The following is a 13,101-nucleotide window of genomic DNA, read 5'->3' on the forward strand; positions in this document are numbered from 1 at the left end:
AATAGGCGTTCTGAAATAGATACCTCGTTTATGAATGGGTTATAGTAACTTAATTCTGATTGACGAATTATGTAACCCCTCGGCCACAACAACCCTTGAATTTTACAAAAGTCTAGGAATGTTGACTTAGCATCAGAAATAGTTGCATTTTTTTTCCTAGCAATTGTGTGTGCTGCAATATTCAGAGGCCATTCTATACCAGTATTTTTTTCAAGATCTCGCCATGTCAAAAGAATAGAAAGCAACTCAATATCACTGTCCTTATTACTTCCTTGACGAAGAACTCTTGAGTGCAACACAGAAAGAAAGCTGTGTGACAAGGCAAACCCCGCTGTTTGAAAGGATGCATGTAGTTGCTTAATTGAACTTCTACGCTCTTTATGATCTGATGCTTCCCTTACTTTAAGAAAAGCACCTGCTAAAGATTCATCCTCATTCAAACTACTAAGCATAGCAAAGAGATCATAATCAATCTGCTCATAATCCCCCGGTTGAAGATTGCGAACAAATACATTTAAAAATCTAATTGGATCGTCAAAATATGTGTCATTTAATCTAGTGACTACACCACTACCACCTGACTCGGACTCACTTAACCAAACAGAAAGTTCCGAGCCTTTCCATATAGGGTCAACTATTACCGATCTTTCATCTACGTCTTCAAAAAGCGTACATAATGTTTGTAATGACGCTGCTGCAAGCGTATTTCCAAGTACAATTTTTACCCAGGCTTCAAAGCCTTTTAAATGATGCAACTCTTTCCAAAGCGCCTCCGAACAGACTTCCATGTCTTTTAGAAGATCTTCTGAGGTTAGCACCTCTTTTAATTTTGCTTGAAGCTCTTGTTCAAGACCGCCCTCGTCCAATTCATTGGACTGAAAAAGGCTGCCAGGGATTTGCTGTAATTTCAACATACCCTCTTTTGTGGAGACTGTTTTTATGCAACGCTCTATTGAGGGTGAATTGCCCTCCTGAAATATCATTTCTGATGCTAGAAATGCTAAATAACATTCAGAAACCCAACCAGCAGTGAAATGATCATCTTGAAAGTAATCTAAATTTACTACTAGGTGCCTAAAGAATACCGGTCTTAATCCGCGGAGGACTTCATCTTCCTTACAAATATTCAATATATCCTCATGAGATATATTGAATCTTAAACGCATGCCATCAACCCACTGCCTTGTTCCGATTCCTACTGAAACTCCATTAAGTTGCCATTTAAAATCTACAGAAATTTGAGGATCACCGGTTCTAAAATTCAAATTTGCTCTGGCACCCGAGCTAAATCTAATAACCTCCAAAGGGGTCATTGTCTGGTGTGTACAAAACGTTATATCTCTTAAGAAAGTATTCCAACTGCCACTTGGGGGCATATGCAAATGCACCAGGTCTGGAGGTGTAAACTGAACATTCCAATACAACTGCGAATTACTCTTTTCAGTCAACTTGAATTTGGAATCTAATGAAGAAGTGAAGACTTCATGGGGGCGGTAAACTTGAATTTTAGAAGCAACCTCCAACTCAACTAAGCCTTCATCTCCTAAATTATTTCCAAACGCCTCCTGAATATCGAAATAAATATCTTGATTTCGACCTGGAGTTGGAATAAAACTCTTAGGCACCAACCAATCAGCTTCATAATTGCTATCTACAGCATACCTTTTAGATATTCTTCCTGGCGAGAATTCCCTTAAGCCTTGATAAAAAGAAAGTGAATCCCAAATATATTCTTTATTTTTCCATCGCTGTAATCCAATATGAAGCCTAGGAAGATTCAGTTCGCTGAATAATGCGTCGGGTATAAAATCCGGCATAGGTGATCTTGATGACCGTAAAGCCTTCCATTCAATTCCGTTTTCATTCCAATTACTTTCCAATAAGCGTCTAAGAGTTGGTAAAAATTCCATCATTATCGATCTAGGTGGAGACCATAAAATACGTTGCAACTCAACATCATCAATTTGGAGTGCGTAACCAAGGTAAAGAACAAATGCGTCTTGTAACTCACCACCTTCTAGGATTGTGTCAACTAACTGTAGAATTTTTTTACAAGCGCTCTTATAGCTATTAGGTTTATTAAGAATTGTCCAGATTGAACCATGCACTAATTTCATACCCAACCAGTCCAAAGTTGTCATCGCTGCTTGCATCTTTTGGATGTGCCCATTTCTTAATGGCAGACCCTGTCTTTTAATTTCCGGACTCATCAAACTCTCATATCTTTGAAAGGCGACTCTATCTCTTCCAAATTCAGAAAGTATAACTATCATCCATGGACGCATGGAACGTAAACGCCCTGCTCGCCCCTTTCTTTGTAAGTATGAAGCGACATCCCTAGGCGCTTTATGTTGAATAACTGCTCCCACAGATGGATCATTAAAACCCACTTCCAGTGTTGAAGTTGCTACGACAACTTCAGCAGAAGGGTCGACTCCAGAATCTTGACTTGATGTCCTTGCTATGCGAGCTCTATCCTCTGGACCTAATGTATGTCCGATATATCTTGTGGCACCCCAATCCTGCCCTAGTAGGATTCTTTGGCGATTATTTACCTGCCCTTGAATAGATGGACCACGCAGATTTGCTAAAGGCACACTCTCGGGGACCAAGCCCTTATAGCTTGTTTTCCAACCTTCGGCATCAGCAAGTTGATGAAAAAGTCTATTATTAACGTCTAAATCATCAGTAAAAATAAATGTTTTAGAACCCCATGTACCTTTGGAGACCTTATTACCATCGTCAAGCAATCGACGCGTCAACATACTTGCCTGTATTGTCGTTGATAGTAAAGCTTTCTGTGAAACAGGATCGCCCCTTAGGGCAAGCAGATATTCAGCACCTTCGTCAATCATTTCATCAACCTTAGGTTCAATTAACTGAATATGTTGACTATCGGCACCCACAAGTTCAGCAAAGAAATTTTCAGCATCAGCAAGAGTCGCTGAAAGTCCAACGAAATGAGGACGACAAAACGATCGTTGCATCCATCGCCTAAGCAAATAGGATGTTTGCGCTCCTAAATTTCCGCCATAAGTGTGAACCTCATCGAGGAGAACCAGAACTGGTCCTGCATTCTGACCGATGCCAAACAGATGGTTATGGTAATGATTACCCAAATTCTGATTGAGCATTTCTGTGGTGGTAAATAATATATCTGGGGGATTCTTGGATAAAGAATCTCTTGTTAATCCAATCTCATCATGTCCAACCTTATGAGAGCAAATTGAACAAGTTAATTCTTCTTTAGCGTTTTCTATATTAACTCGTGACCAACGCATGCTCCCTTTACATCCATCTGTAGAGCATCTAAGCAAATCGAATGACATCCCATTATTTAAACTAGCTTTGGCATTAACACTTCTCAATGTTTCAACTTGATTTAAAGGAGTGTCTCCAAAATATGCCCCTATTCTAATTTTCCTACCAATAACATCTTTAAGTTGTTGATCTAATTTTCTGCACTGCCCCCAGGACTCCATAAATTGATCTTTTAATAGTTCCTTTCTTGGATATATTGCTAAAATTCTCACCCTAGGTGTATGGTCAGTACGTAAACTTTCGACTAATGCAGTGATAGCAGGCAAGTAAAATGCCAATGTTTTACCACTTCCCGTGCCAGCACATACAATAGTCCCTGTGGGTTTTCCGTTAACATTCTTACTGTGGAATCTGTAGGCCTTTATAATTCGCTCTGTTGATCTAACTTGAAAACCTGCCAAACGATACTTGTCAATTGGTTCCAACAAAGACTTAACAGCTAAACTTTCAAAATCTTTAAGTTCGAGAATCGAATTCCAAGACTGAAGTGTTTTGGTAGAGTCAAATTTTCTTTCTGGATAACTTCTTTGTCTCCTCAGAAATCTGTAATCAGATACCAAAGTATGGGCTTCGGTTATTGGTTTTTTATGAAACCATTGGCGAAGATTCCTATACAGATGAACAGACTCCCCCATACGTGTTCTATAAATATCTTGACCATTAATTGAAGGGACTGAAAGCAGCATTGCTCGTCGTTCCATTTCCAAGAACAACTCATCAGGATCATGCTGCGGGAAAACGGATTCCAAAGTATTTATAACTTCATCTCTTGTAAAAAATCCGCCAGTATCACCCCAGGATAGTAGAGTTGTTTCCTCCTCTTCCAGTCTATCTAAGCATTTGTGAAGTTCATCTAAAGTGATCATTAAAAACGTCTATTCATCTGTTCTACAAAAAATTTATCTGTCAATTTGTTAACCTCAATCCAATCAATCACATTCTTCGTCAGTAACCGCAATGGGGCTTTGCCACCATTGATTGGTAGACGCAAATGCTTAAAAAAGACTTCCACTTCCTCTGGAAGATTAAACTCCATTTGAACAATTAACTCTTGCAACTTTTTTGCAATAGTCTGAATTTCATTAATAACAGAGCTTTCTTCCGGCAGGTTTTTACTTTTTTCATTAAAAGAGGTTCGATTAATAATATATTCAGAATAGATTACCTCCTTGCCTGGGATTAGCTTTTGAGTCTCCAAAAGAACGTCCTCCAAAGCAAAACTGTTTTTCAAACTCTCAATTTGCAAGTCCCAATATTCTTTTAATTCCTTTTCGAATTTATCAGATACCCCTTTGAGACCATTCACTAAGTTTATCAAAGAGTTTCCTTGCCGAACTGCCTCTGAGTTCTCCAACCAAATTTCATTGAACTCTACAAAAGAAGTTCTAATTACTGATAAAACATGTAGGAGTTCCTCTGAAAATTGAAGTTCGTTGCCAATACCTTCTAGTGCAATCAAATTGTCAGATAATTTTCTGAGCGTTATGAAATGGGGGTTTAGTTGACGATAAATTTCAGTATATTCAATTATTTTCTGCGCTGAACCTTTTGTTTGATTGCTCAATTCGAGCTCGGAGTTAAGTTCGATCATTTGTTTACTAATCATTTTTAACTCCAATTTCCGAGATAACGGTCGAAATATTTGTTAATAACTCGTCTATAAGTGCTTTTGATTCAACTAATTGATCTCCCCCTGATGCTCGATTTGCATTTCTCAATCTTGGGAGTGCGATTGAATATATAGTTTTCCAACCAACCAAAACAGTACTCAACTCACTTATCACATTTTCATCAATTTGATTTATCAACCACCAATCTCTAATAACGTTATCAGTCTTAAATAAACTCATGAGATTCTTTACATTAGTCCATAATAAAGGCATGGATAATAATTTTTCTATTTTTCCTAAAAAAGTTTTTGCTGTCGGCAAATCAATATTGATTGGATAGTTACCAGTTTTTTGCAGGTTACGTACCAAGTTTAATAACATATCTATATGATTTTTGAATTCTTCCGCACTTTTGCATTCAGTCAATAAATTAAATAAGCTTAAGGTTTCTTGAATTTCATTTGAAACCAACTCTTTATTTCTTAATAGGGATCTATCAGGCGAACTTTTTAGGCCCTCCCTGATCGCAATAATTGCTAGGTCACCTAACAAGCCTTGATCACTTGCTGAAATTAAACTTAACCAACCCTTTCGTAACTCGTCCCACTGCGCAAGATGCTCTTCTCTCACAAGTCTCACAGTGTTTGATAATGCTGAAGGAAGTATAGATTTTATTGCATCGCTTTTAATCAATAATTTATTCAAGCAATCAATGTGAGTATCAGTCTCTTTAATAACTCCTAAAACCCATGCAGATTGGATATGCTTTGCAACTTTTAAGGTCAATTGACTTCTAAATTCAACAACTTTTGACTGAAGTACCAAGGGAACCCATTTGGTTGCAAAGTTTTGATATCGAGTGAAATCATCAAAACCTTCTGGATAAGTCCAACCAGGACCTTCATCCCTGGGGTTGTAAAAATCATATCTAAAAATTGCTAAAGCAACTGCGTGTAACTCTCTCGAGTTATCAGCGTCTGAGAATTGTTGATCATTGCAAAAACATATGTCTTGGGTGGCAGGATTGCCCATCGCATTAGGTAAGTATATATTTGGCCTGTTACTTACCTTTAGTGAAGGTAAGTCACGAATATTTTTCCAATCATTTCGAGCGTATATCTGATACATCTCATCAAGTTTTGTGCGAAGTAATCTCGCCTCGTTCTGACCCAACTCACTTCTCTTTTCAAACCAGTGATCAACAGTTTCAATCAACTTATCCATTGCAACTATGTTTGGATCGGTTGCAGGCAATATCTTCATAATTTCAATAGCTTCAGGTGCTTTCACCACCTCGATTGAGTTCTGAGGATCCCCTTCTATGAGTCCCGTATTTAAATACCTAGAAAAATCAGGCATGTTAAAACTTAAGGCAATATCAGCACTTAACTTTTTCTTTAATTCTTCTAGGTTCTTAGAACCAAAACCCCAAATTGCCGCAAGGGTTTCAGTCCTGGAAGAATCTACGAGGCCTAGAGTATGCAGACCGGTTCGAAGACCTCCGCTAGGTCTAATGCCAGCTAGACTAACAGGCGGGAACAAACTCTCCTCAAATGAATCTCGACAATCTCGCAAAACTGCCAATAAGATATTATTTAAGATTTCTCGGGGATTAAATTGCAAATCTCCGGTTAATGGATCACGACAGAACTTATCTGAAAGAGCTGTTATTGCTGCTTTATTAAACGGATACAGCGGGACTCCAGTTGCTATTGATGTTTGAAATGCAGGTAAATATTGATGATCCTCATCAACGACATCTTGCCATACAGGCGGCCACGATTCGCCCACTTTCGGCAAACTAAGATTATTCAATGAATCATAACCATGGCGCGCAGCATTTAAGTATCGACTACAAAAATCTATTATGCGTTCTGTAGTTTCTTCTTCATTTCCAACTCTTTCTTCAATCCACCACTCAGATCTAGATCTTGTCTTGATAGTATCTTGCCGACGAACATAACCGGCATATCCATCTGTAACGGCAATTGCGGATCTCAAAGGGCATAGAGTTGCTTCGCCATCAGTGATTTGCTGCTCCAGCAAAGAGTCGATTAGCACATCCTCTATAGCAGAGATTGCTGCCATATCTTCAACAAGTATTACTAATGTACGACCTTTAAGATGGCGTCGGATATCTTTAAATAACTCTTGGAAACTACCACCGTTAAATTGAAAAAGGTGGTGAAAAGCCTCTCTCGTTGCATCCCCAAGAACCTCATTTAAAACTGAAACAGCATCCTCCCTCGCAGTTTGACTTGTGTTCAACTGTGCAGTCTGAACGTACCTTCTGGCGCTTAAGGCTAAATCTTGTAGATTCATACTGAAATCAAGGTCATCAGCATGAATTTGATAGTCATTTTTACTTAACTCGTCATTACTCGCGCCTTGAGTTAGACGACTAGCAAACTGATAAATACAATGACTCGGCTTCAACAAATTGACTTTGAATATAACGTCATTTATTAAAGCAGGTAACCCAACCTCGTCAGAGGCATGTGTCATGATCTTTTTTAAGCGTTTTTTTTCTTCATCAGAAGGTACGGTACCAGTTAACTTGAAATCTTCGACCGACCTAAGTGCATCTTTGTATTTCTTTTTGAGTTGATGACTCATAAAAACAAGTAAGTGATCTGCGACCTCCATTGTGTCTAAACTCTGTCCGATCGAATTAATTTTTGAGCGTGCTTGCTCAAAGACTTCTCCAGTCAATCCATTTAAAAGCAAATCTAAAACTTGCCGCAGACTTGCGTTTTTAGGAATTCGGACGACATGCCAATCTTTTGACTCTTCCCTAAATTTTAATTGAGTAGCTAACCAACGAATTAAGTGCGACTTCCCCACACCTGAACGACCAATTATGGGAATCGGTCTGTCAACTTTCAAAAAATGTTCGAGCAGTTCATTTTCAGTTACATAAACATCTTGAGTTTTTTCTTTTTTTAGCAACTGCATTGGTTCATGTACTGCTAGCAAAGTAATTTCTGCTAATTCCTCAGCTTCGGTTCTGATACATTGAGCAACATGCTCCTTACTAGGCCAATAATTTTTTAAGCTCATTTTGTACCACCTACATAACGAACTTTATTTACTACCCTGCTTCCATTGTTTGAATGTATTCGCATACCTTCCAAATCGTCTGATGACACCTCTAAAACAATATTAAACCCGTTACTTAAACGAGTTAAAGAATGACTAAGGCTAGAACTTATTAAGTGCGAATCTGTTTGAACCCAACCATTTTCAACCATTAGTGGTTCTATCTGTTGCCGAAAAACCCCTGTATCAAGCATCGGTAAAAGCGTAGATAACTGCTTAATGAATTCGCGAATTTTCATTTCATTAGTTTGCGCAAAAATATTTTTGAGTACGTTCTGAATTGATCGAGTCGGGTCAACTATAAAGTTTTTGGCGTCTATTGGTTCTAAAAATCCCAAAAAATAACCGTACTCAAGCAATGTTGGAGCGTCATTTGACAAATTTATTTTCAATCTTTCTGGTAAATATTTGTTTACAATCTGTGCAACATTTCCAGAACTACCTGAAACAAGTTTATCTCCACCCAAAAAGGTGTAATTGTTTTGTGCTAACAAGCATGTAATTGAAGTCAAAAAAGGCTCTATTCCATTACCATCACAAATATTTTGTTGATCTTTTCGTAGGGCATTTTTAACAATAGTATCCCTTAGGCGATCTGCAAAATCCTCTTCCGAGCTAAGTTCATCTTTAGAACGCACCCCTTGCTCATCTTCTATCCAGAATTCTTCTTTTATCCAGAAATTAAGATTAGATTCAAACCTCCCCCTAGCACCTTCAGTGTCTGGAAGATTGGAAGGTCGGCATAAATCTAATAAGTCTTTTCTTGAAATTGGTTTACCTTTTCGTTTTGTCAAAACGTTATCGATTAGACAAATTAGACGGATAACGCTACCAGGATTAGCATTGTTAATTATTGACATTGAATACCCTTCGTTTGAAATGCTCTAATGCCATACTATTGTTGTTACATTCCCACCATCTCCGATGAGGCAAGTCTGGATCAACTAAACCTTTAGGTGCAATTATGATTCTAAAATTATCACCTATTGTAACGGGACTAAACTCGTCCCCAGGCATAAGAAGCATAAGTTCCGACCATTGTTTATTCTCATCTTGAGGATCCAACGAGCACCAAAAGTAATTTTGACCTAGTGGTAACATCGAATGTAGCAGTTCCAAAACTTCTCTCTTTGCACGAATTGCCTGAATAGTGCTAGTTTGCAATAAGTAATCTATGAAGCCTTTCCATTCGGACAAAAGAACTGTAGGTGAATTTATTTCAGAGTAATAGACTTTAAGATTATCAAGTTGAAAAGCGTTTTTTTTTGGGGAGGACCATCCAACAACTTTTCCTGAAAACCCCAAAGTAGGTGTAAATGGACTTCGACCAATTTTTCGACAACCTGGACAACCTCCACATGCCAGTTCTGGTTCTGAAAAGTTATTAGTATAAAAAGAACAAAATAATTCACACAATGGATTCTCTGGATTCGCGATCCATTTTTCTAAAACTGAAAAACCATTTGCCCTGGCAGTTCGCTCTAAGTTGCGTCGCTCACCAACCTTTAAAATCCAATCCTGTTTATTAAGATGTCCATCATCTAAAATTTCAACTTTCACAGTATTAAAATAAGTACTAAAGTAAGAATTAAGGAATGCCTGATGATCAGCATCTGAAGTTGACTCATCGTGATTGGGTAGACTGGGAGCATCAAAATGCAGTCTGATGAAACCAGAACGTTGCATCAATAGTAAAGTTCTCCAGTTCCATGAGCGATTTTGCTCACTATCAAAAAGCACTCCTATTCTTTGAGTTGATAAATTTACGGCGATAAATCCATTTTCATCAGTTTCGGCATTTCGACTCAAACTAGACCAACGTTCTAATCCAATCTCAGTTGTAATAAGTTGCTCGGTGTTTATTGACAATGCTTCATTGATTTGTTTAGGATGAAAAATAATAGTTGCTAAGCTAGCATTTCCGTCACGACCTCCTCGACCAGACTCTTGATAATACCTGTCAATATTTTCTGGAATTGCCGCATGTAAAACAGAACGAACATCAGACTTATCCATGCCAACACCAAAAGCAGATGTTGCAATTACAATATCTATTCTTCCATTTCGCCAGGATTCGATTATTTCCTCACGTTCCTTGGTACTTGTTCTCCCATGAAACAACCCGACGCGGTTAAATTTTTCTCGTTTAAGTTTAATATGCAATTCCATAGCATCCTCAACTTTTGATGTATAAACGATTAAAGGTCTTGGTAAATCAAAAATTTTATTTATTACTTTATCAGGATGGTCAAAAGAGCTGGCTTTAATTATTGAATATGAAGGCTCGGGTCTTAGGAATGCACCATGTATCTCTATAACCTCTTTTCCAGGACTTGCAAATTGCCCTCTTAAAACCTCTAGAGAATAGGGGCTAAAAGTCGCTGACATCAAAATCGTACGAATCCCTGACTCCGAATTAGCTTGAAGCGAATGTATCAATGGGGCAATAAGCTGAAATTCCGGTCTAAATTCTCCGCCCCATTGAGTTATAAGGTGAGCCTCATCAACAACTACAGCACCAAGATGACCACGAGTTGCAATTCTAAATAAAATAGGCAAAAGGGATTTTGTAGCAGACTCCGGAGAGCAAAATAGAACTCGTTGAGTAGAATTATTTAAACGTTCGCGAATTTTTTCACGCTCATCCTCATTTTGATTCCCGTACCACGCATATTCACCACCATGATCCTGCTTAACATTACTTAGTAACTCTTTAACTCTTAATGACTGCTCAATAGCTAGACCTACTGTTGGGACGATAACTAAGGTCATGAAACTCGGTTGTGTTTTAAGTATTAAACTATGCACCACCAAAGTCTTACCACATCCGGTTGGAAGATTAACTATAATAGTGCTTTTTGAAGGGGCAGTAAGGACGCTTCGAACAGAGGATGCCTGACCAAGACCATTATAATTTTTGTAACCCCCGAGAAAAGGTATAAGTGACAAATCAATTTTTGTCTTTTTAAGATATCGACGCTTAACTCTCTTATAAACATCTATCTCAGCATCACTTAGACTCTTATCACTAAGAGTATATCGCTTCAATAGCGGTTCATAGCCTAACCCAAAACGAACCATCTCACTGCTAACCGGTAGTAAGTTTTGTAGCTTTAACGCTGGTTCTTTTAAACCATGGACAGTTGCGCATCTTAAAGCATCTTGTAATGCCTTATATTTATCAGAAAACCCTGCTTTTAAATCATCTAAAACATCAATTAACCTTAAAAAAAATGGTTCATCTAATTCAGTTAATGCATTTTTATTGCCATTAACAAACTCTTGCAAATGAAACCATTGCGACTCCATCAAGCATTTACCTCAGAAAAAGTATCAGGACCCGCTAGAAGCGTTGCATGCATTGCGATTAGTTGGACATATGGTAGTGGTTGATCGCTAGAGAAAGTCTGAAGAATCGAATTTCGAGCGAATTCTTCCAATGCAAGAACACCCTTTTTCCAACTTTCTGGCGGAAGAATTTTGTTAAGAGCTTTCCATAAATCAGGCTTTAAACTTTTATCAACAAATCCATTATTAGACTCATAAGGAAGTTCTAACATTTTCTGAAATTCTGTATCTACTGGTCGTCCGTCTTCTTCTAACCACTGAGTTAAAATATATGGCGTTAACTTCTCATCACCAATTCGTTTTTCAATATCAGTGCATCCTGGACCACAGGAAGAAATAAGCCAATCAAGACGAAAGCACTGTCGCAACTCTGGAAACGAACGATCTTTAAACATTCGCAAATAAGCGCTTGAGGAACCTCGTGAGTCGGTTTGCATCAAATCCCATATGGAATCAATGAAAGGTTGACCAAAGCGAAAAGGAAAAACTTCCTGAGAACCATATGTATTGCTTCTTGAAACGGTCATTTGAGATGTTGAGGCAGTATGATTGGCACCCATATCTATCCCATTAAGACATTTGCTTATAAATGTGCGAACATCAACCATTGTCCTTGCACCATGGTCTGCATCCCCGCGAAAAGAGAATCTAAATATATTGTTGACTGAACCAGACATTTTAAATTGTAATACATCATTAATCCAACCCACCATGTCTCTTGCTTGCTCTTCAGCAATCTCATCCGCTTCACTCATTTGCTCCGCGAATTCAATTGCTTGATGAACTTCTTCATCCATTGCAAGCAACTCTTCTTGAGCTTTGACTTTTTTACGTTCCAAACAAAGTAAGCCATTCTCACCGCTTAACTGATGAAAAATTTCGTCGATTGATTTAGGTCCATTTTTAGCGGTTTTTTTCCAAGCTTTCTCTAGATGTTCTTCAAGAACAAACTGAAGGCTAGCAACCGTCTTATCAAATACCTCCACAGCGTTATCTAGCAAGTTCACCCATTTTGAAAGCACCCCAGTTCTTTTTGGAATAATTATCAAACTCTCAACTGGTCGAACTGACCTTAAGTTTGCACTATATCTATTTAAACGCCCTAGTCTTTGCTCAATTCGACTGCATGATCTAGTTAGACCATAATGTATAGCAAGGCGTCTCCCTCCATGCAAATTCAGACCATCTTCACCCCGACCATCACAAATCAAAACCCTTACACTAGATCCTGGTAAATTGAATTGAGGTGTCTCATCACAATCAAAGTATTCGACTTCTATGCTATCAAGACCATCGTCCAGTAATTCAAATAAATTAATTGCTAAATTATTGTCACCACAAAAAACAACAACCTTCCCATCTGGATAAAAATTTAACCAGTCCCTCAAAGAGTTGATAAGGACTAAATCCTTCTGCTCTTGTTCATACCTTGCTCTTTTGGAAAGTTGCTCCAATATTTCCAATTCGACCGAAGTTAGCGAACCAGAAAATGTCTTTAACAAATTATCAACTCTTCGCACAATACAGAATGGGGAAACTAGAAAATCATCTATCCAATTCAAATACAACTTTTCATTCATACCTATATAGTTATTGGGATTCTCAATTGCTAAACTTCGATAATCTTCAATCATTTCATCAAGAGTAAAATCTGAAAGGTCAACTTCCCATTCAACTATTGTCAAACCTGCAAGTCCAGGAAATAAAACTGACAACTCCGAAC

6 protein-coding genes are annotated in these 13,101 nt (G+C 38.1%); all 6 read right to left on the reverse strand.

All coding sequences use genetic code 11. The features are described from left to right. A partial coding sequence (gene dpdJ, locus Q0039_RS05980; protein ID WP_297510607.1) for a protein DpdJ occupies nt 1-4,187 on the reverse strand: 4,187 nt, incomplete at its 3' end. After that, on the reverse strand, nt 4,187-4,912 hold the full coding sequence (locus tag Q0039_RS05985) for a hypothetical protein (protein WP_297510610.1): 726 nt from the start codon (nt 4,910-4,912) through the stop codon (nt 4,187-4,189). The genes dpdJ and Q0039_RS05985, both read right to left, overlap by 1 nt. 7 nt (nt 4,913-4,919) lie before the next feature. Beyond that, nucleotides 4,920-7,991, reverse strand: a complete 3,072-nt coding sequence (gene dpdH / locus Q0039_RS05990) for a protein DpdH (RefSeq protein ID WP_297510613.1) — start codon at nt 7,989-7,991, stop codon at nt 4,920-4,922. After that, nucleotides 7,988-8,890, reverse strand: a complete 903-nt coding sequence (gene dpdG / locus Q0039_RS05995; RefSeq protein WP_297510616.1) for a protein DpdG — start codon at nt 8,888-8,890, stop codon at nt 7,988-7,990. Before dpdG ends, dpdH begins: the two co-directional genes overlap by 4 nt. Next, a complete protein-coding gene (gene dpdF, locus Q0039_RS06000; RefSeq protein ID WP_297510619.1) occupies nt 8,877-11,339 on the reverse strand; it encodes a protein DpdF in 2,463 nt (820 codons plus the stop codon). Before dpdF ends, dpdG begins: the two co-directional genes overlap by 14 nt. Continuing rightward, a partial coding sequence (locus tag Q0039_RS06005) for a hypothetical protein (protein ID WP_297510622.1) occupies nt 11,339-13,101 on the reverse strand: 1,763 nt, incomplete at its 5' end. The genes Q0039_RS06005 and dpdF, both read right to left, overlap by 1 nt.

Source organism: Flavobacterium sp., assembly GCF_027484945.1.
Classification (GTDB): domain Bacteria; phylum Bacteroidota; class Bacteroidia; order Flavobacteriales; family Flavobacteriaceae; genus Flavobacterium.